Annotated in this window: 16 protein-coding genes; 6 read left to right on the top strand and 10 right to left on the bottom strand. The window is 75.6% G+C overall.

The genetic code is table 11. The annotated features are described in order from the left end of the window. Positions 1-66: 66 nt before the first annotated feature. Together ABZ249_RS04665 and ABZ249_RS04660 are read left to right on the top strand one after the other, a co-directional pair. Positions 67-2370: a glycoside hydrolase N-terminal domain-containing protein gene (locus tag ABZ249_RS04665; protein ID WP_355257261.1), complete on the top strand. Its 2304-nt coding sequence runs from the start codon at positions 67-69 to the stop codon at positions 2368-2370. Between the two features lie 71 nt (positions 2371-2441). Beyond that, entirely contained in the window at positions 2442-5144 is a 2703-nt protein-coding gene (locus tag ABZ249_RS04660) for a cellulose binding domain-containing protein (protein ID WP_355257258.1), read from the top strand. Positions 5145-5459: 315 nt separating this feature from the next. Here the strand turns inward: ABZ249_RS04660 and ABZ249_RS04655 are convergent, their stop codons facing one another. The 3 genes from ABZ249_RS04655 to ABZ249_RS04645 are packed head-to-tail and all read right to left on the bottom strand — an operon-like array spanning position 5460 to position 9014. After that, complete coding sequence (locus ABZ249_RS04655) at positions 5460-6371, bottom strand: carbohydrate ABC transporter permease (RefSeq protein ID WP_220564498.1); 912 nt, start codon at positions 6369-6371, stop codon at positions 5460-5462. Next, positions 6368-7366: an ABC transporter permease subunit gene (locus ABZ249_RS04650; protein WP_255646985.1), complete on the bottom strand. Its 999-nt coding sequence runs from the start codon at positions 7364-7366 to the stop codon at positions 6368-6370. Before ABZ249_RS04650 ends, ABZ249_RS04655 begins: the two co-directional genes overlap by 4 nt. Beyond that, positions 7359-9014 carry an extracellular solute-binding protein gene (locus ABZ249_RS04645; RefSeq protein WP_355257253.1) on the bottom strand — a complete coding sequence of 552 codons (1656 nt, stop codon included), beginning with the start codon at positions 9012-9014 and terminating at the stop codon, positions 7359-7361. The genes ABZ249_RS04650 and ABZ249_RS04645 overlap by 8 nt, the downstream gene beginning before the upstream one ends. Before the next feature lie 196 nt (positions 9015-9210). Between ABZ249_RS04645 and ABZ249_RS04640 the strand changes: the two genes are divergently transcribed. Beyond that, on the top strand, positions 9211-11985 hold the full coding sequence (locus ABZ249_RS04640; protein WP_355257250.1) for a glycoside hydrolase family 3 C-terminal domain-containing protein: 2775 nt from the start codon (positions 9211-9213) through the stop codon (positions 11983-11985). Between the two features lie 43 nt (positions 11986-12028). On the opposite strand, the gene ABZ249_RS04635 is transcribed toward ABZ249_RS04640, so the two are convergent. The 6 genes from ABZ249_RS04635 to ABZ249_RS04610 all read right to left on the bottom strand — a co-directional run bounded on the left by ABZ249_RS04635 (position 12029) and on the right by ABZ249_RS04610 (position 21155). After that, positions 12029-13213 carry a VWA-like domain-containing protein gene (locus ABZ249_RS04635; RefSeq protein ID WP_255646986.1) on the bottom strand — a complete coding sequence of 395 codons (1185 nt, stop codon included), beginning with the start codon at positions 13211-13213 and terminating at the stop codon, positions 12029-12031. 4 nt (positions 13214-13217) lie between these two features. Then, the gene (locus ABZ249_RS04630) at positions 13218-14408 is read right to left on the bottom strand and encodes an AAA family ATPase (RefSeq protein WP_255646987.1); all 1191 of its coding nucleotides are present in this window, start codon (positions 14406-14408) and stop codon (positions 13218-13220) included. A gap of 117 nt (positions 14409-14525) precedes the next feature. Then, a complete protein-coding gene (locus ABZ249_RS04625; RefSeq protein ID WP_355257245.1) occupies positions 14526-15953 on the bottom strand; it encodes an ankyrin repeat domain-containing protein in 1428 nt (475 codons plus the stop codon). Continuing rightward, complete coding sequence (locus tag ABZ249_RS04620) at positions 15950-17713, bottom strand: hypothetical protein (protein ID WP_355257242.1); 1764 nt, start codon at positions 17711-17713, stop codon at positions 15950-15952. Before ABZ249_RS04620 ends, ABZ249_RS04625 begins: the two co-directional genes overlap by 4 nt. After that, complete coding sequence (locus tag ABZ249_RS04615) at positions 17710-19428, bottom strand: hypothetical protein (protein WP_355257239.1); 1719 nt, start codon at positions 19426-19428, stop codon at positions 17710-17712. Before ABZ249_RS04615 ends, ABZ249_RS04620 begins: the two co-directional genes overlap by 4 nt. Continuing rightward, entirely contained in the window at positions 19425-21155 is a 1731-nt protein-coding gene (locus tag ABZ249_RS04610) for a hypothetical protein (protein WP_355257236.1), read from the bottom strand. Before ABZ249_RS04610 ends, ABZ249_RS04615 begins: the two co-directional genes overlap by 4 nt. 199 nt (positions 21156-21354) lie before the next feature. Here ABZ249_RS04610 and ABZ249_RS04605 point away from each other — a divergent pair, with 199 nt between their 5' ends. Continuing rightward, positions 21355-21894 (top strand): CYTH domain-containing protein, encoded by a 540-nt coding sequence (locus ABZ249_RS04605; RefSeq protein WP_355257234.1) that lies wholly within the window; start codon positions 21355-21357, stop codon positions 21892-21894. A 40-nt stretch (positions 21895-21934) separates the two neighbouring features. Here the strand turns inward: ABZ249_RS04605 and ABZ249_RS04600 are convergent, their stop codons facing one another. Then, positions 21935-23029: an endonuclease/exonuclease/phosphatase family protein gene (locus tag ABZ249_RS04600; protein WP_355257231.1), complete on the bottom strand. Its 1095-nt coding sequence runs from the start codon at positions 23027-23029 to the stop codon at positions 21935-21937. A 275-nt stretch (positions 23030-23304) separates the two neighbouring features. Here ABZ249_RS04600 and ABZ249_RS04595 point away from each other — a divergent pair, with 275 nt between their 5' ends. Then, the gene (locus ABZ249_RS04595; RefSeq protein ID WP_355257228.1) at positions 23305-24036 is read left to right on the top strand and encodes a response regulator transcription factor; all 732 of its coding nucleotides are present in this window, start codon (positions 23305-23307) and stop codon (positions 24034-24036) included. Then, positions 24029-25120 carry a HAMP domain-containing sensor histidine kinase gene (locus ABZ249_RS04590; protein ID WP_355257226.1) on the top strand — a complete coding sequence of 364 codons (1092 nt, stop codon included), beginning with the start codon at positions 24029-24031 and terminating at the stop codon, positions 25118-25120. Before ABZ249_RS04595 ends, ABZ249_RS04590 begins: the two co-directional genes overlap by 8 nt. Positions 25121-25122 lie beyond the last annotated feature (2 nt).

Raw genomic sequence — 25122 nt, 5'->3', positions numbered from 1 at the left:
TGGGCGGACGAACGAAGTATGGCGAGAACCCCCCGCCCTTGGCACCCCCCACCTCCCGGGAGCGACATGTCCCACCCCCGTACGGCCCCCCGCCGCGGCGTCCGAACCCGCCACCCCGCCTCCTCCTGGGAGGACGCCCTGGTCACCGGGGGCGGCCGGGTCGGCGCGCTGGTCCACTCCACCGCCGGCCTGGTCCGCCTCACCCTGGGCCACGAACGCCTCTTCCTGCCGGCCGCCGACGCCCTGCCCGCCCCGGAGACCGCGCGCGTCCTGCCGGAGCTGCGCGCCCTGCTCCTGGCGGGCCGCTCCAGGGAGGCCGCCGAGCGGATCGCCGGGTTCGCGGCCGCCGAGGACCCCGGGTACGCCGAGACCCGGTGGATCGACCCGCTGGTCCCCGCGGCCGTGCTCTCGTTCGCCCCCCGCTCCCCGGCCCCGGGCGACCCGCTGCGGGAGTGCGACTTCGCCACCGGCGTGGTCGCCGAGACCCTGCCGGACGGGACCCGGCACCGGGCGGTGGCCTCCCGGGCGGACGCGGTGGTCGCCGTGGAGCTGACCCGGGCCGCGGGGCTGGACGGGACGCTGCGCCTGGACCCGCCGCAGGGCCCGCCGCCGGTGCGGATCGCCGCGGAGCCAGCCGCGGCCCCGGGCCTGCTGCGGCTGGCCGTCCGCTTCCCGGACCGCCCGGCCGGGGCGCCGGCCGCCGCGCCCGCCGGGTACACGGTCGAGTGCGCGCTCACCGCGGCCGGCGGCACGGCCCGGCCGGTCCCCGGCGGCCTGGAGCTGCGCGGGGTCCGGCGCCTGGAGGCCGTCGTCCGGATCACCGTCGACCCGCCCGGGGACACCCCGGCGGCCCCGCCCGCCCCGCCCGGGGACACCGGGTTCGACCGGGTCCTGGCCCGGCACGCGCCGCTGCACGGCCGCCTCATGGACCGGTTCCGCATCGGGCTGGACGGCCCGCCCGCCGAGGGGACCGCCCCGGCGCACCTGGCCCGGCTGGTGGACGCCGGGCGGTACGCGATCGTGTCGAGCTGCGGCGACCTGCCGCCCACCCTCCAGGGGGTGTGGAGCGGCACCTACGACCCGCCCTGGCGGTCCGGCTACACCTTCGACGGCAACCTGTTCTCCGCGGTGGCCGCCCTGCACGCCACCGGCACCCCCGAGCTGATGACCCCGGTGTTCGACCTGCTGGAGGGCATGCTCGGCGACCTGCGCGAGAACGCCCGCCGCCTGTACGGCTGCCGGGGGATCCTGGTGCCCGCGCACGCCTCCACCTCCGGCCGCCACCAGCACTTCGGCCCGGTGTGGTGCCTGACCTGCTGGACCGCCGGGGCCGCCTGGGCGGGGCGGCTGTACTGGGACCACTACGCCCACACCCGCGACCGGGCCTTCCTGCGCGACCGGGCGCTGCCCTTCCTCACCGAGGCGGCCCTGTTCCACGAGGACTTCCTCACCGCCGACGGGTTCGTGCCGTCGTACTCGCCGGAGAACACCCCCGCCGGAGCGGGCGGCCAGGCCTGCGTCAACGCCACCATGGACGTCGCAGCCGTCCGCGACCTGTGCCGCAACCTCATGCGCGCGCACCGGGTCCTGGGCCTGCCCGGCGGGCGGCGGTGGGCCGCCCTGGCCGCCCGCCTGCCCGCGTACCGGGTCGCGCCCGGCGGGGAGCTCGCCGAGTGGGCGGGCCCGGCCGGACCGCTGGAGCAGGCCGAGGAGCACGCCCACCGGCACGCCTCCCACCTGTACCCGCTCTGGTACGAGCCGGACCCGGCCCTCGCCGCGCCCCGGCTGCGGGCGGCCGCCGCGGCGGCGGTGCTCGCCCGTCTGGACTGGTGGCGGGGCGAGGAGTCCGACGAGATGGCGTTCGGACTGGTCCAGCTCGGCCTGGCGGCGGCCCGGCTGGGGGAGGCGGAGCAGGCGCACGCGGCCCTCGGGATGCTGGCCTCCCGCTACTGGCGGCCCACCCTGATCCCGACCCACAACCGGGGGGAGCTGTTCAACGTGGACATCGGCGGCGGGCTCCCCGCGGTCGTCGCCGCGATGCTGCTCGGCTCCACCGAGGGCCGCGCCGACCTGCTGCCCGCGCTGCCGGGGACGTGGACCGCGGGCCGGGTGGAGGGGCTGCGCGGCCGGGGCGGGCTCGTCGTCGACGTCCTGGAGTGGGAGCGGGGGCGGGCGCACGCCCGGCTGCGGTCGGCGGAGCCCCGGAGCCTGGTGGTCGCGTTCCCGGACGGGACCCGGAGCCGGGTGGACTGCGGTCCCCGGCAGGCCATTTCGCTGCGATTTCAGACTTTCCTCCATGCCCGCAGTCGAAGCGCTTCGAAAAGTTGCCCGGACCCCTCTTGCCGGACACCCGAAGGGTATTCACACTGATCGGGAATTGGCGTCCTCCCGTGGCCCGGAATCCCCGGGAGGGCGTGACCCCCCGATTTCAGGAGCCCCGCATGCCCACCCGCCCCCCGAGACCGCCGCACCGGAGGCCCCTCGCCCTCCTGGCCGCCCTGGCCGTGGCCCTACCGCTCGCCGCCGTCGGCGCGGCCGCACCCGCCCCGGCCCTCGCCCAGGCCGACTACGAGTGGGACAACGTCCAGATCGCCGGGGGCGGCTTCGTCCCCGGCATCGTGTTCAACGAGTCCGAGCCCGGCCTGGCCTACGCCCGCACCGACATCGGCGGCGCCTACCGCCTGGACCCCGACACCGAGCGCTGGGTCCCCCTGCTCGACTGGGTCGGCTGGGACCGGTGGGGGTGGACCGGCGTCGTGTCCATCGCCACCGACCCCGTCGACCCGGACCGCGTCTACGCCGCCGTGGGCACCTACACCAACGACTGGGACCCCGACAACGGCGCGATCCTGCGCTCCGACGACCGGGGGGAGACCTGGGAGGCGACCGAGCTGCCCTTCAAGCTCGGCGGCAACATGCCCGGCCGCGGCCTGGGCGAGCGCCTGGCCGTGGACCCCAACGACAACTCGGTCGTGTACTTCGGCGCCCGGGGCGGCCACGGCCTGTGGCGCAGCACCGACCACGGCGAGACCTGGTCCGAGGTCACCGCCTTCCCCAACCCCGGCGACTACGTGCAGGACCCCGACGACCCCAACGGTCTGCTGGACGACGTCATCGGCGTCACCTGGGTGGCCTTCGACCCCGACACCGGCTCGCCCGGCTCCCCGACGCAGGAGGTCTACGCCGGCGTCGCCGACCTCGACGACCCCCTCTACCGCAGCACCGACGGCGGCGAGACCTGGGAGCCCGTCCCCGGGGCGCCCACCGGGTTCCTGCCCGCGCACGGCGTCCTGGACCACGAGAACGACCGGCTGTACCTGGCCACCACCAGCACCCCCGGGCCCTACGACGGCGACGCCGGGGAGGTGTGGCGGCTCGACACCGGCACCGGCGAGTGGACGGACATCAGCCCGGTGCCCGAGGCGAGCGAGGACTCCTACTTCGGGTACGGCGGGCTGACCGTCGACCGGCAGGACCCGGACACCCTCATGGTCGCCACCCAGATCTCGTGGTGGCCCGACATCCAGATCTTCCGCAGCACCGACGCGGGGGAGACCTGGACGCGGGCCTGGGACTGGGGCGCCTACCCCGAGCGCACCACCCGCTACGAGATGGACATCTCCACCGCGCCCTGGCTGGACTGGGGCGGGCAGGGCACCCCGCCCGAGACCCAGCCCAAGCTGGGCTGGATGACCCAGGCGATGGCCATCGACCCGTTCGACTCGGACCGGTTCCTGTACGGCACCGGCGCCACCGTGTACGGCTCCGACGAGCTGACGAACTGGGACACGGACACGCCCTTCACCATCGAGGTGAAGGCGCACGGCATCGAGGAGACCGCGGTCAACGACCTCGTCAGCCCGCCGGGCGACGGGGCGCCGCTGCACTCGGCCCTGCTCGACCTGGGCGGGTTCACCCACGAGGACCCCGGCACCGTCCCGGACCGGATGTTCCAGCAGCCCTCGTGGGACCACGGCTCCTCGCTCGACTTCGCCGAGCTGTCGCCCGACACGCTGGTGCGCACCGGCGGCGCCGACGGGGTCGGCTCCATCGGGATCTCCACCAGCGGGGGCGACTCCTGGTGGGCGGGACAGGCACCGGGCGGGGTCACCGGCGGCGGCACCGTCGCGGTCAACGCCGACGGCTCCCGGATCGTCTGGAGCCCGGAGGGGACCGGCGTCCACGCGTCCACGACCCTGGGATCGTCCTGGAGCCCGTCCTCCGGCGTCCCGGCGGGCGCCCGGGTGGAGGCGGACCGGGTGGACCCGGACGTGTTCTACGCGGTCTCCGGCGGCACCTTCTACACCAGCACCGACGGCGGGGCCACGTTCGAGGCCCGGTTCGACGGGCTGCCCGCCGAGGGGAACATCCGCTTCGGCGCGGTGCCCGGGCACACCGGCGACGTGTGGGTCGCCGGCGGCACCGGCGACCACTACGGGATGTGGCGCACCACCGATGCCGGGGAGACCTTCACGGCGGTCGCGGGGGTCGACGAGGGCGACTCGGTGGGCTTCGGCGCGCCCGCGCCCGGCGCCGACTACCCGGCGGTGTACACCAGTTCCAGGATCGACGGCGTGCGCGGGATCTTCCGGTCCGACGACGCCGGGGAGACCTGGGTGCGCATCAACGACGACCGCCACCAGTGGGCCTGGACCGGCGCGGCGATCACCGGCGACCCCGACGTGTACGGGCGCGTCTACATCGGCACCAACGGCCGCGGGATCGTCTACGGGGGCCCCGCCGGCGGCGGCCCGGACCCGCAGCCGAGTGAGGAGCCCACGGAGGAGCCCACAGGAGAGCCCACGGGGCAGCCGACCGAGCCCGGCACCGCCGACTGCACGTGGGACTACTCGGTCGACAACACCTGGCCGGGGGGCTTCCAGGCCCGGGTCACCGTGACCAACACGGGCTCGGAGGATGTGGACGGCTGGGACCTGGCCTGGGACTTCACCGCGGGCGAGGAGATCACCAGCCTGTGGAACGCCACCCACCGCCAGGACGGCGCGTCCGTGGTCGTCTCCGACTCCGGCTGGAACGCCCGGATCCCGGCCGGGGAGTCCGTGACGGTCGGGTTCAACGGGTTCGCCGACGGCGAGCCCGGCACCCCCGAGGCCCTGAGCCTCAACGGCTCCCCCTGCGACTGAGGCCGGCGGCGGGCCCGGTCGGCCGGTGGGGGCCGACCGGACCCGCCCCTGCGTTCGGGGCGTCGACGACGCCGGAGCGGCCGCGGCCCCGGGCCGTCCGCCGAGGGCCTTCCGCCCCTCGACGGACGGCCCGGAGCCCCGCGGAGACCCGGAGAACACGACCCGACCCGCGATGGGTCCGGCCACCCCCACCGGAGGCCGGACCCGGGACCGCCCACGGTGCCGTGAGGGCACCGCGGGCGGTTCGGCGGCCACCGCGGAAGGGGCGCCGTACAGGGCGGCCCGGGGGCTCCCGGGCCGCGGTCCCGAGAGGGGTCAGCCCTTGACGGCGCCGATGATGACCCCCTTGGTGAAGTGCTTCTGCACCAGCGGGTAGATCACCGTCACCGGCACCAGCGCGACCACCACGATCGCCATCTGCACCGCCAGGTTGGGCGCCGAGGCGGTGCCCTGCACGGCGTCGCCGATCAGCGAGCTGGAGTTCAGCTGCTGCCCCTGTTGCACGTACTGGCGCAGGATCAGCTGCAACGGCCACTTGGCGTTGTCGTTGAGGTACAGGATCGCGTTGAAGAACGCGTTCCAGTACCCCACCGCGTAGAACAGGCCCACCACCGCCGTGACCCCCTTGGACATCGGCAGCACCAGGCGGGTGAGGATCGTCCACTCCCCGGCCCCGTCCATCCGGGCGCTGTCGGCGATCTCCCGGGGCAGGTTCATGAAGAACGCCCGCATCACCACCAGGTTGAACGCGTTCACCGCTGTGGGCAGGATCAGGGAGGCGTAGGAGTCGATCATCCCGAGATCGCTGACCAGCAGGTACAGCGGGATCATCCCGGGCGCGAACAGGAACGTCAGCAGCACCGCGAACAGCAGCGGCCGGTGCAGCAGGGACCCCGGCCGGGACAGCCCGTAGGCGGCCAGGACCGTCGCCGCCAGGCTCACCAGGGTGCCCACCGCGGTCACGCCCAGGCTCACCAGCACCGCCCGGGTGACCACGCCCCCCGAGAACAGGTCGGCGTACGCCTGGAACGAGATCCCACTGGGAACCAGTACCAGGCCGCCCGCGGCGGTGACCGCGGAGGCGGGCGACAGGCTGGTGAGGACCACGACGTAGATCGGCAGCAGGATGACGACCGCGACGGCCGCCAGGACCGTGTTCTTCGCGGCGCGGGCGGGCAGGGACGGCCGTTCCGCCCAGACCGGGCGGCTCTCGAACAGTGTGCTCATGCGCGCTTGTACACCCCGTGTTCGCCCATCAGGTGGGCCATCTTGTTGGCGACCAGGATCAGTACGAGTCCGACGACCCCCTTGAGCAGCCCCGCCGCCGCACCCGCGCTGAAGTTCCCCGTGACGAGCGTCTGGTGGTAGACGAACGTGTCCATGACCTCCGACACCCCCGACCCGAAGGCGTCCCGTTGCAGGTAGAACTGCTCGAAGCCGACGTTGAGGATGTCGCCGAGCTTGAGGATGAGCAGCAGCACGATGACCGGCCGCAGTCCGGGCAGCGTGATGTGCCACATCCGCCGCCACCGGTTCGCCCCGTCCACGGCCGCCGACTCGTAGAGGTTCTGGTCGATGGCGGCCAGCGCGGCGAGGAAGATGATCGTGCCCCAGCCGGCGTCCTTCCAGACCATCTGGGAGGTCACGACCAGCAGGAACGCGTCGGGGTCGGTCATCATGTCCAGCGGCGCGTACCCGGCGCCCCGCAGGGCCTGGGAGATGAGCCCGGCCCCGCCCAGGATCTGCTGGAACAGGGTCACCACCAGCACCCACGAGAAGAAGTGCGGCATGTACACGATGCTCTGGAGCACCAGCCGCAGCCGGCGGGTGAGCACGCTGTCGAGCAGGATCGCGAGCGCGATCGGCACCGGGAAGAAGAACACCAGCTGGACGGCGGCGATGACCAGCGTGTTGCCCACCGCGTTCCAGAACCGGGGGTCGGTGAACAGCCGCTCGAACTGGTAGAAGCCCACCCAGGGGCTGCCCAGGACCCCGTCCCACGGGTTGTACTGCTGGAACGCGATGATGTTCCCGAAGGTGGGGACGTAGTGGAACACCGCGAGCAGGCCGATCGCGGGCAGCGTCATCAGCAGCAGGGCGCGGTCGCGCCGCCACCGGGCCCGCAGGGACGGCCCCCGCCCCGGGCGGGCCGCCCGCCGCCGGGCGGGCGGCGCGGGGTCCCGGTCCGGGGCGGGGGCGACCGCGGTCGACCGCTCAGTCACGGCCGTGCTCCTGGAGTACGCCGAGGTAGAACTCCCGTCCCTCGTCCCCGCCGTCGCGTCGCCAGTCCGCGACGGCCTGGTCGAGCGCGCTCAGGTCCTCCCGGCCGCGGATGATGTCCTCCACCCGGTCGGTGAGCGGGGTCTCGGCCCCGGCGAACCGCTCGGGCCGCTGGATGCGGATGCCCGCGAACGGGTCGTCCTCGGAGAACTGCGCCGCGTGGTTGTACCAGTCGGTCTTCCACTGGACGAAGTCCGGGTACTGGCTCTCGGTGATCGCCGGGGGCCGGCCGCTGATGAAGTAGTAGCCGTCGTTGACCTCGCCCGCGCCCAGGTCGGTGAGCTGCGGTGCGCCGTCGTCGTTCAGCTCGTGGTGGGTCCCCTCGGCGCCGTAGCGGTAGTCCATGTACTCGCGGGTGCCGAACGGCGCCGCGCAGAAGTTCATGACGCCCAGCAGCTCCTCGATCTGCTCGGGCTCCATGCCCTTGCGGACGAACACCGACTGCGCGGAGGGGTCGGACCGGTGCATGACCGGGTCGTTGCCGTCGGCGCCGAAGACCGGCATGAGGTCCAGGCGGAAGTCCGGGGAGTCGCCGAGCATCTGGCCGTACGCCTCGTGCCAGGCGCCGATGCCGTCCTGGTTGAACACGATCCGGCCGGAGTTGAGCAGCTCCTTGGAGTTGTCGCCCAGGGCGACGATGTCGGGGTGGACCAGCCCGGCGTCGAAGATCCTGCGCATGAACTCGATGCTGGCCCGCCACTCGTCGGTCTCGAACATGTGCGTCAGCTCGCCGTTCGCGTAGCGCCACTGCTTGGGCGCCCCGAAGACCTGCCGCATGCTGAGGTTGAAGTCCCCGAACGCCCACCGGCCGTTGTCGGGGTCGTTGATCTCCTCGCCGATGGCGAAGAGGTCGTCCGGGCTGGTGGGCGGCTCCAGGCCGTACTCCTCCAGCAGGTCGCGCCGGTACAGCACCCAGTTGCCGAACGGCTCGGCGGGCCAGGGCACGCCCTGGAGGCGCTCGTTGAACACGTTCCAGCGCCAGGCGTCGCTGTCCAGGTTGGCCAGCAGCGGGTAGGCGGCGGCCGCGTCGCCCGCCAGGTACGGGGTCAGGTCCTCGAACAGCTCGCCGACGGCCCGGTTGAACTGCGGCATCAGGTTGATGACCCAGTCCGGGAACATGGTGAGGTCGGCGACGTCGCGCCCGGCGACCACCGCGTTCATCTTGTCGATGACGGTGTTGCCGTCCTGGAAGTTGAACTCGATGGTGGTGCCCAGGCGGCCGTTGACGTGGTCGAAGAAGGAGTTGTTCCCCAGGCCGGGCGGCAGGGGGCTCCACAGCGGGGTCATCGCGGTGTAGCTACCGCCCCGGCCGGGGGGCTCGGGGACGGCCTGGACGAACTCGGTGGGGTAGGACGTGAAGCCGTCGGGGGCGCCGTGCATCCCCTCGATGTCGGGGACGACCCCCTCGAAGGGGATGTGGGTGGGGATGAGGGAGTCGAGGGAGCCGGCCTCGGCCGCGGAGCCGCTGCCCGCCCCGCCGCCCCCGGAGGAGCAGGAGGTGAGGACGGCGGGGGACAGTGCGGCGAGCGCGCCTGCGCCGGCGAGCCCGAGGAAGCGGCGGCGGGACGGGGGAGGGGGGCGGAGGGGCATAGCGTCGTTCCTTCGTGCGGTCGGAGCCGCATGGTCCGGGGGGTAGGAAACGAGCGGCCATTTTGCTATGAATTGTTCGGCCGTTGGAAAAAGCAAGTTAGTCCACTGTGATCTGCTGCACAAGGGTTCTGCGGCGAACGAAGTCGAAGCGTTTCGATTTCGGTGGACATTGGCACCCACGAGGGACGGAAGCCCCATGAGCGACCCGGTCACAGACCCCGTGCACACCGACCCGTCCCGGACGGACGGGGAGCGCCTGGCGGCCCTGGTCGCCGCGCTCACCACCGAGGAGCGGATCGGGCTGCTGCACCAGTACCAGGCACCCGTCCCCCGGCTGGGGCTGGCCGGGTTCCGCACCGGGACCGAGGCCCTGCACGGCCTCGCCTGGTTGGGCACCGCCACCGTGTTCCCCCAGGCCCTGGGCCTGGCCGCGACCTGGGACCCGGAGCTGGTACGCCGGGTCGGCGAGGCCGTCGCCGACGAGGTCCTGGCCGCCCGCGACCGCGGCGCCGGGCGCAACGTCTGGGCGCCGGTGGTCAACCCGCTGCGCGACCCCCGCTGGGGCCGCAACGAGGAGGGGTGGTCGGAGGACCCCTGGCTCACCGGGCTGCTGGCCACCGCCTACGCCCGGGGGCTGGCCGGGGACGGGCCCCGGCTGCGCACCGCGCCCACCCTCAAGCACTTTCTCGGCTACAACAACGAGACCGACCGCTGCACCACCTCCAGCGGCCTGCCGCCGCGGGTGCTGCACGAGTACGAGCTGCCCGCCCACCTGCCCGCCCTGCGCGCGGGCGCGGCCGTCGCGGTGATGCCCTCCTACAACCTGGTCAACGGCAGGCCCGCCCACCTGAGCCCGCTGATCGAGGACGTGCTGCGCGCGGCCGCCCCCGACGACCTGCTCGTGGTCAGCGACGCCATGGCCCCCGGCAACCTGTTCGGCCTCCAGGGCTTCCACCCCGACGGCCCCACCGCCTACGCCCACGCCGTACGGGCCGGGCTGGACTCCTTCACCCAGGACGACGACCGGCCCGAGGCCACCCTGGACCACCTGCGGGAGGCGCTGCGGCGCGGGCTGCTCACCGACGCGGACCTGGAACGGGCGGTCCGCCACGTGCTCTCGGTGCGGCTGCGCCTGGGCGAGTTCGACCCCGGCCCCGCCCCCGAGGGCTCCCTGGACACCCCCGCCCACCGGGCCCTGGCCCGGGAGGCGGCCACCCGCTCCCTGGTCCTGCTCCGCAACGAGGGCGGGGTGCTGCCCCTGCGGGACGTGCGCCGGGTCGCAGTCCTGGGCCCGCTCGCCGACACCGTCCTGACGGACTGGTACAGCGGGACCCCGCCCTACGCGGTCACCGCGAAGGAGGGCGTCGCCGAGCGCGTCGAGGTCGTCCACCACGACGGCGCCGACCGGATCCGGCTGACCTCGCTGGTGACGGCGGTCGCCGAACCCGTGTCCGGGGAACCGCTGCGCCTGGACGGTGGAGAGGGCGACGTGTTCGCCCTGCTGGACTGGGGCGGCGGGGCGTTCACCCTGCGCTCGGAGCGCACCGGCCTGCACCTGGACGAGGGCCCCGACGGGACCCTGGCCTGCACCGCGCCCGGGCCGGGCGGCTGGGAGGTGCGCCAGACCCTGCGCCTGGAGGCGGCCAACCCGGCCGGCGGCCCCGAGGGCCCCTACCACCTGGTCCAGGTCCACACGGGGCGGCGGGTCGGCGTCCGCGCGGACGGGGTCCTGGCCCTGGTGGAGGAACCCGGCGACGGCTGCCCGTTCTGGATCGACCGGGTGTCCTCCGGAGCGCTGGAGGCCGCCCGGGCCGCGGCCGCCGCCGACGTCGCCGTGGTGGTCGTCGGCGACCACCCCATGGTCAACGGGCGCGAGACCGAGGACCGCGCCGACCTGGAACTCCCCGCAGCCCAGCGGCACCTGGTCCGCATGGTGCGCTCGGCCAACCCCGCCTCGGTACTGGTGATCAGCAGCGGCTGCCCCTTCGCGGTCACCTGGGCCGACGAGAACGTCCCCGCGGTCCTGTGGTCGGCGCACGGCGGGCAGGAGTACGGCCGCGCCCTGGCCGACGTCCTGTTCGGCGACGCCGAACCGTCCGGGCGGCTCACCCAGACCTGGTACCGGTCCGCCGACGACCTGCCCGACCTCCTCGACTACGACGTCATCGGGTCCGGGGCCACCTACCTGTACTTCGAGGGCGAGCCCCTGTACCCGTTCGGCCACGGGCTGGGGTACGCCGAACCCGTCTACGGGGAGCCGGAGGCGGTCGTCGACGGCGGCCGGGTGACCGTGCGGGTGCCGGTGGCCAACCCGGGCGACCGGCCGCTGGAGGAGGTCGTCCAGGTCTACACGCGCCAGCTCTCCTCCCGGGTGCGGGTCCCGGTGCGGGCGCTGCGGGGCTTCGCCCGGCTGCGGCTGGGACCGGGGGAGGAGGCCGTCGCCGAGATCGGGTTCGACGCCGCCGACCTGGCCCGCTGGGACACCGTCCGCGAGCGCTTCACCGTGGAGGACGCCCCCCGCGAGGTCCTGGTGGGGCGCTCGGCCGCCGACATCCGGGGGACCGCGCCCCTGGACGTCCCGGGGGAGCCGCCCGCGGTCCGCCGCGGCACCTGGTCGGCGGCCGGGTACGAGGAGCAGCGCGGCACCGCCCTGTGCCCGCTCACCCCCGAACGCGGCGACGCCGTGCGCTTCACGGAGCCCGGCGCCCGCCTGCTGTTCCGCGACACGGACCTCACCGGGGCGAGCGGCATCCGGGTGTTCGCCAACGCCGACCGGGACACCGAGCTGCGGGTGCACCTGGACGGCCCGGACACCGGGCCCGCGGCGGTGCTGCGCGTCCCGGCGGGCACGGGCCCCCACGACTTCGCCGAGGCCGTGGCCGCCCTCGCGCCGGGCACCGCCGGGGTACGCGACCTGTACCTGGTCTGCGAGGTCCCCGGGGCCGCCGTGGCCGCCGTCACCCTGGACTGACGCGCGGCGCCCCGCCGGGGCGCCGCGCGGGCACCCGCGGGCGTCAGCCGGTGACGTACACCTTCTCGATCCACGGGGGAGGGTCCGGCGGGGCGTCGCCGATCAGCGCCGCGACCACCCGGGCCGCCGAGGGCTCGGACGGCCACGGCGTGTACCCGTCGGTGAGCACGATGACCACCTGCGGGCGCTGCGGGGCGCGCAGCGCCGCCTCGATGCCCACCCGCATGTCGGTCCCGCCGCCGCCGAGCAGCTCCACCTGGTCGGCGGAGGTCACCCGGCGGACCACCTGCACGTCGGCGTCGCAGGACAGCACCGCCACCCGCTCCTTGCCGACGCCCACCTCCTTGAGCACGCCGGAGACCTCGGCCAGGGCCGCCGCCAGGTCGTCCTCGGACATGGAGCCGGAGGTGTCCACCACCACCGCCACCCGCGGCATCGGGCGGCGCAGGCTCGGCAGGATCACCCCGCGCATCGCCCCGCTGCGCCGCGAGGGCCGCGCGTAGGTGTAGTCCACCGCGCCCCCGGCCCAGGCCAGGGCCTCGCGCACCGCGCCCGCCAGCACCCGGCGCCAGTCCACGGTGGGCTGGAGGATCTCCTCCGCCCACCGCTTCCAGCCCCCGGGAAGGGAACCCCGGGTGCGCTGGTGGGAGCGCATCGCCTCGGCGGTGGACCGGCGCAGCGCCCCCGCCTCCACGTCGCCGACCCCGCCCGCGGGTCCGGGCTCCTCCCAGGGGCGCCCCACGCCGTGCGCGCCCGACCCGCAGTCGTGGCTCCTGACGTCTTCGGGCAGCAGCCGCAGGTACGCCTCGAACATCAGCCCCTCGGGCATCCCGAACCGCTGGGGGCTCATCGTCCCCTCGGGCAGCGGCAGCCCGTCGGCGAGGATGTCGTCGTTGATCTCGCAGTCCTGGGCGATGTTGACCCGCATGTGGTCGCGCTGCTCCGCGGCGGGCAGCCGGTCGCTGCGCCCGTGGTGGTCGCGCAGCAGGTGGGACACCTCGTGGACCCACACGCCCGCCAGCTCCGGGACGGGGGTGCGCGCCACGAACTCCGGCGACACGTAGCAACGCCACCGGCGGTCCACCCCCATCGTGGGCACCTGCCGGGTCTCCACGACGGTCAGCGAGTACAGTGCCGCCGCCAGGTAGGGGCGGTCCTGGGCGGCCCGGTACCGGGCCGCCAGCAGTTTGGTCCGGTCCAGCCGGACCACGTCCTCCCCGGTCTCCACCGGGTCAGCTCCCCGGCAGCGCGCCGGACAGCCGCAGCAGGTCCACGAACGCGTCGATGTCCTCGGGCACCGGCCAGGCCGGGTCGCGCATCATCGCCAGGTCGGTGGCGGCGCGGGCGGCCACGTCGGGCACCCCCGCCTCCACGGCCTTGGCCAGCACCTGCCAGCCCGCCTCCCAGCGGCGCCGGGTCGGCTCGCTGCGCACCGCCGACACCACCGCGGTCAGGAACGCCAGCTGGCGGTCGCCCCGCTCGGGGAGCGCGAACGCCTTGGGGTCGGCGAGCACCCGGTTCGGGTCGGGCAGGTCGAGCTGCTCCATGTACGACAGCAGTTCCAGGCCCGCCCCGTCGCCGATGGCGCCGACCACCGCCTCCGAGAGCGCCTGCCGGGAGGCGCCGGCGGCGCCCCCGGTGGCCAGCAGCCGCAGCACCATCTCCCAGGTGCGCGGCGAGGGCCAGGCGCCGCCCCGCCCCTCCGCGCTCTCGGGGAGGCTGTGCGCCAGGCCCGGACGGGCGGTGAGGAAGCCGGACACCACACCGCGGGCCTGGGCGATCGCCGTGGACACCCGGTCCGGGGCGACCAGCGGCATCGACGCGGCGGGCCACACCCCGGTCATGCCGCGGGCCACGGTGCGGGGGTCGTGGGTCCAGCGCAGGTGCACGAACCGGTTGGCCAGCGGCGGGGCCAGGTGCCAGCCGTCGGCGGCGCTGGAGGGCGGGTTGGCCGCGGCCACGATCCGCACCGCCGGGGGCAGCTCCAGGCTCCCGACCCGGCGTTCGAGGACCACCCGCAGCAGGGCGGCCTGCACGGCGGGCGGAGCCGAGGACAGCTCGTCGAAGAACAGCAGCCCGGTGCCCCGCGCGGCCAGCCGCACCGCCCACGCCGGGGGCGCCATGGGCACCCCGTCGCGGGCCGGGTCGTCGCCGACCACGGGCAGGCCGGAGAAGTCGGAGGGCTCGTGGACGCTGGCGATCACGGTCTCCAGCGGCAGCCCCAGCTCCAGGGCGAGGCGCTCCAGCCCGGCGGACTTGCCGATGCCGGGCTCCCCCCACAGCAGGACGGGCAGGTTGGCGGTGACCGCCAGGGCCAGTGCCTCCAGCTGGGGGTTCTCGGCGGGCTCGGACCGCCGGTCGAGGAGCTGCCGGGTGAGGTCGTCGGCGGCCGCGAGCGGCGCCGGTGTGTCGGTGATGGTCACGTCTTCTTCCGATGGTCGTCGGGGGCTCGGAGTTCGCACCGCGGTTCCTCCCGCGCTCGTGCGTGGATCCTCCCAAAGGGGGGTGACGGAACGGGCCCGGGGCCGGGGTGGCCCCGGTCACTCCGCGGCCGACAGCTCCGCGAGCAGTTCCTCCCACGGCCCGGCGTCGGGGTACAGGCCCCATCCCGTGTGCCGGCGGACGATGGACGCCAGCGACTCCGGGGCGTGCCTCCCCACGCCGAGCCCGTCGGTGCGGGCCCCGGCGGCGATCAGCGCCCGGACCAGAGCGGTGTCGCCGCCGTGCCTGACCGCCGAGTACAGCGGGGTGACCCCCGGCCCGGCCTCGGCGTCCACGTCGAGCCCGGCGGCGAGCAGCCGGGGGAGCAGCACCGCGTGGTCCGTGTGGGCGAGGTGGTGCAGCAGGGTCAGCCCGGCCCCGTCGCGGATCCGGGGGTCCCCGCCCGCCGCCAGGTAGCGCAGGACGGTGTCGGTGCCGCCGTTCCGGACGCGGGCGAAGAACTCCGTCCGGTGGTCGCGCAGCCGCCAGGGCAGCCCCCTCCCGCCGGTGCGCCAGATCCCGGCCACCCGGAAGCACCCGTGGCTCCGGCCGCCGAGCGCTCGCAGCGCCGACTCCCGGGCGTACTCCGCGTCGGTGTGCGGTCCGGCGAGCCGCCCGTCGCGCAGGGAGACGAGGTGCCACGCGCCGCCGCATCGCACCCGGACCGGCTCCGGCGGCTCCCAGGGCGGCGGCCCCACCGGGCCGTCGGCGGGCGGCAGGGCCGGGGCCAGCGCCGCCCGGACCACGGGGTGCAGGTGGTCCGGCGGCAGGCCGATCCGGACCGCGTGGAGGTCGTCGGGCACCCGCCGGGCTCCTGCGCCCGGGTGCGGGCCGGGCCCTCCCCGGCCCGGGGAGGCCGCCCACTCGGAGCGGGCGGCGGGGTCGCCCCCGGGGCCGGGGTCCTCGGAGGGGAGCAGGTGGGGGCCGCGCACGGAGCCGTCGGGGTTCAGGAACGGGGCGCGCTCGGCGCTCCCGCCCCACCGTTCGCGGGTCTCGTGGACGTACCGGGCGTCCCACAGGTACCGCTTCCCCTCCCACGGCTCCACGTACCGGCGGATGCCGCGCCCGTAGGCGCCCCGGTCACCGGTGAGGGGCCCGTCGGCGAGCTCCAGCACGAGCCGGTGACCGGGCGCGCCCAGGGGAGCGGGGGACAGGACGGCCAGCCGCAGCCCGGGCCCGGGACGGGACAGCGTCACGGCGGCGGAGGCCCGCAGCTCCGGCCGGTCCCGGACCGGGGCGCGGGGGAAGTGCCAGCGGACCAGGTCCGGGACGAGGTGGCGCAGGTCGTCCAGGAGGGCGTCGGCAACCTGCGCGCCGTGCTCGCCGCGGACCCGGTCGGGGTCGATCCGGACGTCGACCCCGGCGGCCTCGCAGGCGCCGCGCCAGTCCCCGGCCAGACGGCGCTCGGTGGCGCGCTCGATCATCTCCCGCGTCACCGAGAAGCGGCGGTGCCGCGCCAGGTGGTTCGCGCGGTCGGACCGGCTCACGGGTCCCTCCTCGGCCGGGGGAGTCCTCTTCCGGGGGCGGCCGGCCCCTCCGGCCCGCGCAGCTCCTCCAGCAGTTCCCGCCAGCGTTCCGGGTCGGCGGGCACGCGGTGGCCCGACACCGACTCCAGCTCCGACTGCAGGTCCAGGGGACGGGAGCGGTCGTAGGCGATGGCCCGGGTGCGGGCCCCGGCGGCGATCAGCGCCCGGACCAGGGACGGGTCCCCGCCGTAGCGGAGCGCCCGGTGGACCGGGGTCGAGCGCAGCCCGTTCTCCGCGTCCACGTCGAGCCCGGCCTCCAGCGGACGCGGCAGCAGCACCGTGTGGTCGAGGTGGTACAGCTCGTGGAGCAGGGTGTTGAGCTCGCCGTCGCGGACGCGGGGGTCGCCGCCGGTGTCCAGGTAGTCGACCAGGGCGCCGGTGTCGCCGTGCCGGATCCGCTCGAAGAGCTCGGCCCGCCGGGCGTGCAGCCCCTTGGGCAGCCACCCCCGTCCGGTACGCCAGGACTCGGCGGCGCGGAAGCAGGGGCTGACGGTGCCGCCCAGGGCCGACAGCGCCCGCTCCCGGGCCTGCTCCTCCCCGGTGTGCGGGGTGACCAGGCGCCCGTCCCGCAGGGAGAGGGTGTGCCACTCCTTTCCGCAGCGCGCCCGGACCGGTGCGACGGGTTCCCACGGGGGCGGGCCGACGGGTCCGTTGGCGGGCGGCCGGGCCGGGGCGAGCGCCTCCCTGAGGAGGGGGTGCAGGTGGTCGGGGGACAGCCCGTCCCGGACCGCGTCGACGTCCTCCGGCCGGGCCCAGCAGGCCCTGGGCAGGGACAGTGCCTGATCCGGCTCCGCGCCCCCGTACGGGGTCATGGCCACCCGGACCCGGTGTCCGTCGTACCGGACGGTGATCCTGAGGTGGTACGAGTCGGGGAACCCGGCGGCCGCCCCGTACCCGAGGGCGGCCAGGCCGCCGAGCTCCGCCCGCCACCGTCCCGCGGACACGGGTACCCGCTCCAGGACCCGGACCGTCCCCTCATCGGCGGCCTCGACCCCGGCGGCGCGCAGCGCCTCGGCGACCCGTCCGGTCTGGTGGAGGTGGTCGATCCATTCGGTGCGGGCGGCCCGGTCGCCGGGGCCGGGGTCGGCGGTGGGGAGCTCGGCCACGGTGCGGGGGGTGCCGTCGGGGTTCAGGAAGGGGGCGCGGTCGGGGCCGCCGCCCCAGCGCTCGCGGGTCTCGTGCACGTGCCGGACGTCCCACAGGTACCGCGACGAGGACCACAGCTGCGGTTCGTACAGCCGGGTCCGCCCGGGGGACGCGTCGAGGGTCAGTTCCTCGTGGGCCGTCAGCCCCAGCACGAGGCGCTGCGACCAGGGACCCCCCTCGTACCGGCTCGTGCGCCGCCGGGGGGAGCGGACCGTCAGCCACGGGCCCCGGTCGCCCCCGGGGCGGGACAGCACCGGGAACAGGTGCTCCTCCACCCCGGTCCGGTCGTCGGCCTGCCGGGGGTGGTGCCAGCGGACCAGGTCGGGCACGAGGTGGCGCAGGTCGTCAAGGAGGGCGTCGGCGAACTCCGCGCCGTGCTCCCGGCGCGCCTGCTCCGGGTCGAGGCGCACGTCGATGCCCGCGGCCGCGCAGGCGCCGCGCCAGTCCCCGGCCAGGCGGCGCTCGGTGGCGCGCCCGATCATCTCCCGCGGCACCGCGAAGCGGCGGATCCGCATCAGCGCGCCCGCCCGCTCCGGGCGGTGCGACGCGGAGGACGGGCGGCGGGGGACGGTCACAGCAGTTCCCTCAGCGCTTGGGCCCTGGCCGGGTGGGTCGAGGCCGCCCGCTCCTCGACGAGGTCGTCCAGGTCCCGCAGGCCGGGGCCGTCGTCCTCTTCGGGCGCGATGCCCTCGGTGCGCGCGCCCGCGTCCAGGAGCGCCCGCAGCAGCGAGAGCACTCCGCCGGAGCACACGGCCGTGCCCAGCGGGGTGAACCCCTCGTCGTTCACGGCGTCGAGGTCGAGTCCCGCGTCGAGCAGCGCCCGCAGCAGGGGGACCCCGTCCCCGGGGCCGTCCGCGCCCGACGGTCCGGGCACGGGGGCCCTATGGTCCAGCAGGTGCAGGAGGTGCAGCAGGGTGTCCCCCTGCCCGCCGCGGATCCGGGGGTCCCCGCCCGAGGCGAGGTAGGCCACGACGGCGTCGGTGTCGCCGCTGCGGATCCGCCTGAACAGGTCCACCCGCATCAGGCGCAGCGCCTTGGGCAGCCGCCCGTACCCGGTCTCCCACGCCCGCAGGACCGGGAGGCAGCCCGACACCGGCCCGCCCAGCGCGCCCAGCACGGTCTCCCGGGCCAGGTCCTCGTCCCGGTGCGGAACGTTGAGGCGGCCGCCGGAGAGCTCGACGGTGTGCCACTCCCCGCCGCAGCGGACCCGGAACGGTTCCAGCGGTTCCCACGGGGGCGGACCGACGGGTCCGCCGGCGGGCGGCCGGGCCGGGGCGAGCGCCTCCCTGAGGAGGGGGTGCAGGTGGTCGGGGGACAGCCCGTCCCGGAGGACGTCCAGGTCCGTGGGCCTCTTCCACAGCGCCTCGGGCAGCAGCGGGGCGTCGTCCGTCCGGTCCAGGTGTCCGAGCCGGATGCGGTCCCCGTCGCGGCGCACCTCCAACCGGGGCGAGTCCCAGTCCTCGCGCAGGCGGACGCAGGCCCGTTCCGGGCCGCCCGCCGCGGTCAGCCGGGAGAACCCGGCGGACAGGAGCGCCGGGGACAGGAACGCGAGGTCGGGCACGGTCCCCCCGGGGAAGTCCCCCGGATCGCACACGATCCCGGCGGCGGCGAAGGCCTCGGCCATCCGTCCGGTCCGGTGGAGGTGGTCGATCCATTCGGTGCGGGCGGCGGGGTCGCCGGGGCCGGGGTCGGCGGTGGGGAGCTCGGCCACGGTGCGGGGGGTGCCGTCGGGGTTCAGGAACGGGGCGCGTTCGGCGCTCCCGCCCCACCGTTCGCGGGTCTCGTGGACGTACCGGGCGTCCCACAGGTGCCGTGACACCTGTCGGAGGACCTCCTCCCCGCGGCCGCGGTCCGGCTCGGCATCGGTGTCCACGTCCAGGATGACGCCCTCCGGCGTGCCGGCGTCGTCCCACCGGAGCCGGGCCGTGATCCGTGGGCCCCGGCCGTCGCCGTGCCGGGAGAGCTCGAAGCCGTCCGCGGGGACCAGCGCGGCGGGTGAGTACAGGGCCCGCGGGAAGTGCCAGCGCAGCAGGTCGGGGACGAGATGGAGCAGATCCTCTTGGACCGCGTCCGCCGCCTCCGCGCCCTGGTCCCGGCGCACGCGGTCCAGGTCGATCCACACGTCGACCCCGGCGGCCTCGCAGGCGCCCTCCCAGTCCCCGTCGAGGCGGCACTCGGTGGCGCGCTCGATCATCGTCCACGGCACCGGATGGCGGCGGAGGTACCGCGCCAGGTCGGTCCGCCCCCCGGTCCGCGCGTTCCCCGCTGTGTCCTGTGGTCCGGCGTTCATTCCTCTTCCTCTCCTGCGCCGATGAGCTCCTGCCAGGCCGGGTCGGAGCCGTCGGCCTCCCAGCGCACGTCGACGGCGTCCTCGAACGTCTCGCCGTGCCGGTCGTCGCCGCCGATGTCCTCCGTCCGCGCGCCCGCTTCCAGCAGCGCCCGGGCCAGGCCCGGCGGACCGCCCAGCCGGGTGGTGCGGAACAGCGGGGTCTGCTCCTCGCCGTCCCGGGCGTCGACCTCCGCTCCGGCGGCCAGTAGGCGCGGCAGCAGGGCCTCGTGGTCGAGCAGGTGCAGGTAGTGCAGCAGGGTCCGGCCTCCCCGGTCGCGGACCCGCGGGTCGCCGCCCGCGTCCAGGTAGGCGAGCAGCGCGTCGGTGTCCCCCTGCTTCACCCGGTCGAACAGGTCGTCGCGCAGGCGGGCCAGCGCCCGGGGCAGGCGGCCCCGGCCGGTGGTCCACGCCTCGCGGGCCCCGTGGCAGCCGGTCGCCGCTCCGCCCAGGGCGCGCAGCGCGGCCTCGCGTTCCTGTTCCCGATCCGTGTGCGGGAGGGCCAGGCGGCCGCCGGCGTGGGAGAGGGTGTGCCACTCGCCGTTGCAGCGCACCCGCACCGGTCCGGGGGACAGGGGCGGGGGAGGGCCGACCGGGCCCCCGGCGGGCGGACGGGCGGGGGCCAGCGCCTCGCGGACCAAGGGGTGGAGCTCGTCGGGGGACAGGCCGTCGCGGACCACGTCCACGTCGACCGGGGGCAGGCGGCACACCTCGGGGAGGATCGCCCCGTCGCCGTCCTTCTCCCAGGACCTCCACGCCTCCAGGCGGAACGACGTGGACCCGTCGGGGGAGCGCTCGACCACGAAGCGGCCGTCCGCGTCGTAGGGGAACCAGTGCACGCTCCCGAGCCCGGCCTCCGCCAGCCGCTCGACCTCGCCGGCCAGCCGGGACACGGCCAGGGGCGTGTAGGAGAGCGCTTCGACCGGGTCCACCGGGCCGGTGTACTCCCTCTCCACGGGGGCGGGGTCGAACACGATCCCGGCGGCGGCGAAGGCCTCGGCGACCCGTCCCGCGCGGTGCAGGCCGTCGATCCATTCGGTGCGTGCGGCCCGGTCGCCGGGGCCGGGGTGGGTGGCGGGCAGTTCGTCCGACGTCCGCGGGGTGCCGTCGGGGTCCAGGAAGGGGGCGCGTTCGGCGCTACCACCCCACCGTTCGCGGGCCTCGTGCACGTGCCGGGCGTCCCACAGGTACCGGGAGGTCTCCCACACGTGCGGGAGGTTCTCCCAGTGGTTCACCCGCATGGCGGACTCGCAGCGCTCCAGCAGGACGTCCGACCAGGAGTGCCCGGCGACCTTCAGGACCAGGCGGCGGTGGCCGTAGGTGTGCGGGTCGGTCCGGTGGACCGACAGCCAGGGGCCGTCGGCGCCGCCGGGCCGGGACAGCAGCAGCCGCTGGCCGGGCAGCAGCCGGCCGTCGCCGTGCCAGAACCGGGGGAAGTGCCAGCGGAGCAGGTCGGGCACCAGGTGGTGGAGGTCGTCCAGGAGCCGGTCGGTGAACTCCGCGCCGTGTTCGCGCCGCAGCGCCCGCAGGTCGAGGTCGACCGCCACGTCGGCTGCGGCGCAGGCGCCGAGCCAGTCCCCGGCCAGGCGGCGCTCGGCGGCGCGCTCGATCATGGTGCGCGGGACGCCGTGTCGGCGGCCCTTGCGCAGCCCGGCGGCGCGCATCGGCCGATGCGCCTTCGAGGGGTTCACGCGGCGTTCTCCTTCACCGATCCGGACCTTTCCGGCACAGCTTTCCAGAAGCCCCGGACGCACCGCACGGGGAGGCGGCCCGAGCGCCGTCGGGCACCGCGTTCGCGGATGCGGGCCGATCCCCCGGTTTCCCGGACGCGGTCCGGCCCGCAGCGGTAGCCTCCCTGGGACGGTGACACCCGGACCGGGAAGGCCTGTGATGGCGCGGGAGATCGAGACGAAGTACCGGGTGCGCGACCCCGACGCCCTGCTCGACGCGCTGGCGGCCGCCGGTGTCGAACTCGGCGCCCCGGCCCGCCAGGACGACCAGGCCTACGCCCCCCGGGGCTGGGACCCGTCCCAGGGGAAGGCCGGGTTCACCTTCGCCCGCCTGCGCACCCAGGGCCGGACGCACACCGTCACGACCAAGACCCCCGTGGCGAACGCCATGGAGTGCGTCGAGCACGAGACGGCCGTCGCCGACCGGGAGGCGATGCACGGTGTGCTGACGGCGCTCGGCTACGTCCCGAGCGTGCGCATCGTCAAGACCCGCCGAACCGGGACCGCGGGGCCGATCGGCGTGTGCGTCGACGAGATGGCGGGGGCCGGGGTGTTCCTGGAGCTGGAGCTGGTGGTCGACGACGACCGCGACGGGCGGGCCGCCCAGGCCGGGCTCGACGCCTGGGCCCGCGGCCTGGGCGTGGAGCTGGAGCGCACCACCGACACCTACGACACCCTGGCCCGCCGGGCCCCGGCCTGAACCGGACCGCGTCCCGTGCGGCGCGGTCCCGCGGGCGCCGTCAGCGGAGCCCGGCCGCCACCGGAAGGTGGTCGCTCCCGGTGGCCGGCAGCACCCACGAGCCCTCCGCCTCGACGCCCCGGACCAGGATGTGGTCGATCCGCGCCACCGGGAACGCCGCGGGCCAGCTGAACCCGAAGCCGTCCCCGGCCGTGTCCTGGACCGGCTCCAGGAGCGCGGTGATACCGGACAGCGCGCGGTCGTCCACGGTGCCGTTGAGGTCGCCGAGCAGCACCACCCGCTCGCCGGGCTCGGCGGCGAGGGCCTCGGCGAGCGCCTGCGCGTTGCGGTCCCGGCTGTCCGTCCAGAACCCGGTCCGGGGCGTCAGCCGCACGGACCCCAGGTGGGCCACGTACACCTCCAGCGGCCCCCGGTCCGTGGCGACCGTGGTGCGCAGCGCGCGGTTGTACGCCATCGTGACCTCGTCGGGCTTGGCCTCCCCCAGCGGCCCGGCGTCCATCGCGGTGTCGACCGGGCGGGTGTCGGACAGCGGCAGCCTGCTCCACACCCCGACCGTGCCCAGCACCGCGTGGTACGGGTACTCGTCGGCCAGCTCCTCCTCGTACACGCCCCCGGCCGGCCCGGTCAGCTCCACCAGGGCCAGCACGTCCGCCCCGGAGGCGGCCAGGTCCCGGGCGGTGCCGACCGGGTCGGGGTTGTCGGCGCCGACGTTGTGGCTCACCACGGTGAGGTCGCCGCCCTCCTGTGCGTTGTCGCCGAGCAGCCCGCCGAAGAGGTTCAGCCACACCGCGACCGGGAGCAGCAGCGCGACCACGGCGGAGGCGGAGCGGCGCCACAGCGCCCCGGCCAGCAGCACGGGGACCGGCAGGCCGAGCCACGGCAGGAAGCTCTCGACCAGGCTGCCCAGGCCCCCGATCCGGTTGGGGACGTGCGCGTGGAACAGCAGGAGCAGGCCGAGGGCGAGCGCGGAGGCCGTGAGCACCGGGCCGCGCCGCCACGGCGCCGGGGCCAGGAGGCCGCGGAACGCCCGGAGCGCGCTCGCGCTCCGGGCACCGCCGTCCTCCGGGGCGGCCGCGGCCGGGGTGTCCGACCGCGCGGCGTCCGCGCGTGCCGGTTCGTGTTCGATGTCGTTCACCGCTGCATCCTCGGGTCCTGGGCGGGGTCGGCGTACATGTCCGGGCGGCCGCGGTCGGCGGCCTCGGGGCGCGGCTCATGGTTCCAGGCCCCGTTCCGGTGGATCCGGCACGGCCCGTGCCCCGCGCCGTGCCCGGCCGGAGCCGGTCGGCCGGGCGGGTCCGCGGGGCGCTGTCCGTGTTCGGGCCATGTCCCGAGTCAAGGCGGTGCGGTGTTGCCGGCGCGTATGCGGTTCCGGATACGCCGACGATATGCTCCGGCTCCTAACCTGGGGACATGCGAGTCTTGGTCGTCGAGGACGAGCCCTACATGGCGGAGGCCATCCGCGACGGTCTGCGCCTGGCGGCGATCGCCGCGGACGTCGCCGGCGACGGCGACACGGCCCTGGAACTGCTGGACGTCAACGCCTACGACATCGCCGTCCTGGACCGGGACGTCCCCGGGCCGTCCGGCGACGAGGTCGCCCGGCACATCGTCGCCTCCGGCAGCGGCATGCCGATCCTGATGCTCACCGCCGCCGACCGCCTCGACGACAAGGCCTCGGGGTTCGGGCTCGGCGCCGACGACTACCTGACGAAGCCGTTCGAAATGCGCGAGCTCGTGCTCCGCCTCAGGGCGCTCGACCGCAGGCGCGCCCACAGCAGGCCGCCGGTGCGGGAGATCGCGGGGCTGCGCCTGGACCCGTTCCGCCGCGAGGTCCACCGGGACGGCCGCTACGTGGCGCTCACCCGCAAGCAGTTCGCGGTCCTCGACGTCCTCATGGCGGCGGAGGGCGGGGTCGTCAGCGCCGAGGCGCTGCTGGAGCGGGCGTGGGACGAGAACGCCGACCCGTTCACCAACGCGGTGCGCATCACGGTCTCGGCGCTGCGCAAGCGCCTGGGGGAACCCTGGGTCATCGCCACCGTGCCGGGGGTGGGGTACCGCATCGACACTGGGACCGGGGGAGGGGACCGGGGCGCAGACGGGGGAGGCGGTGCGGAAGACGGCGGGGGAGGGGCTCGTGGATAGGGCGCCGGGGCCGAGCGTCCGGCTCAGGCTCACCCTCACCTACGCCGGGTTCCTCATGGTGGCGGGTGCCCTGCTGCTCGCCACCGTGTGGGTGTTCCTGCTGCGCGACGTGCAGGTGGTGTCGCACGCGCCGGGCGACTTCACGCCCATCAGCGCCGTGCTCCTGCGCTCCTACCTGCCGGCGACGGTCGGGGTGATGGCGTTCCTGCTGGTGTTCGGCCTGGTGGGAGGGTGGATCCTGGCCGGTCGCATGCTGGCGCCGCTGAGGCGGATCACCGACGCCACCCGGCTGGCGTCGGCCGGGTCGCTCTCCCACCGGATCCGGCTGCCGGGGCGCGCGGACGAGTTCCGCGAACTCGCCGACGCCTTCGACTCCATGCTCGCGCGGATCGAGGCCCACGTCGCCGAGCAGCAGAGGTTCGCGGCCAACGCCTCGCACGAGCTGCGCACCCCGCTGGCGATCTCCAAGGCGCTCCTGGACGTGGCGCGCACCGACCCCGGCCACGACCCCGGTGAGCTCGTCGACCGCCTCCACGTCGTCAACACCCGGGCGATCGACCTCACCGAGGCGCTGCTCGTGCTCGGCCGCGCCGACCGGCGGGCCTTCGCGCGGGAACGGGTCGACCTGTCCCTGGTGGCGGAGGAGGCCGCCGAGACCCTGCTGCCCCTGGCGGAGAAGCGCGGGGTCGCCCTGGAGGCCGACGGAGACATCGCCCCGGTGTCCGGCTCGCCCGCGCTCCTGCTGCTGCTGACCACGAACCTCGTCCAGAACGCGATCGTCCACAACCTCCCGGAGCACGGCGAGGTGCGGGTCCGTACCGGGGCGGGTGCGGGGGGAGGAGCGGTGCTGACCGTCGAGAACACCGGAGAGCGGCTCGCCCCGGAGCTGGTCGCGACCCTCACCGAGCCGTTCCGCCGGGGGACCGAGCGCGTCCACACCGACCACGCGGGAGTCGGGCTGGGGCTGGCCATCGTCCAGAGCATCGCCCGGGCGCACGACGGGGCGCTCACCCTCACGGCGCGGCCCGCGGGCGGCCTCCGCGCGGTCGTGGAATTCCCGGCGGAGGCCAGGCCCGGCACCTGAAG

Source organism: Nocardiopsis sp. NPDC006139, assembly GCF_040614155.1.
Classification (GTDB): Bacteria; Actinomycetota; Actinomycetes; order Streptosporangiales; family Streptosporangiaceae; genus Nocardiopsis; species Nocardiopsis changdeensis.
Note: the sequence above shows the minus strand (reverse complement) of the source record. Positions and strands in the feature narration are given on the sequence as shown.

Excerpts from the sequence above, each read along its gene's own strand:
- ABZ249_RS04645 (WP_355257253.1), bottom strand. The coding sequence starts at position 9,014 with ATGCCCCTCCGCCCCCCTCCCCCGTCCCGCCGCCGCTTCCTCGGGCTC.
- ABZ249_RS04595 (WP_355257228.1), top strand. The coding sequence starts at position 23,305 with ATGCGAGTCTTGGTCGTCGAGGACGAGCCCTACATGGCGGAGGCCATC.
- ABZ249_RS04660 (WP_355257258.1), top strand. The coding sequence starts at position 2,442 with ATGCCCACCCGCCCCCCGAGACCGCCGCACCGGAGGCCCCTCGCCCTC.
- ABZ249_RS04615 (WP_355257239.1), bottom strand. The coding sequence starts at position 19,428 with ATGAACGCCGGACCACAGGACACAGCGGGGAACGCGCGGACCGGGGGG.
- ABZ249_RS04605 (WP_355257234.1), top strand. The coding sequence starts at position 21,355 with ATGGCGCGGGAGATCGAGACGAAGTACCGGGTGCGCGACCCCGACGCC.
- ABZ249_RS04640 (WP_355257250.1), top strand. The coding sequence starts at position 9,211 with ATGAGCGACCCGGTCACAGACCCCGTGCACACCGACCCGTCCCGGACG.
- ABZ249_RS04655 (WP_220564498.1), bottom strand. The coding sequence starts at position 6,371 with ATGAGCACACTGTTCGAGAGCCGCCCGGTCTGGGCGGAACGGCCGTCC.
- ABZ249_RS04665 (WP_355257261.1), top strand. The coding sequence starts at position 67 with ATGTCCCACCCCCGTACGGCCCCCCGCCGCGGCGTCCGAACCCGCCAC.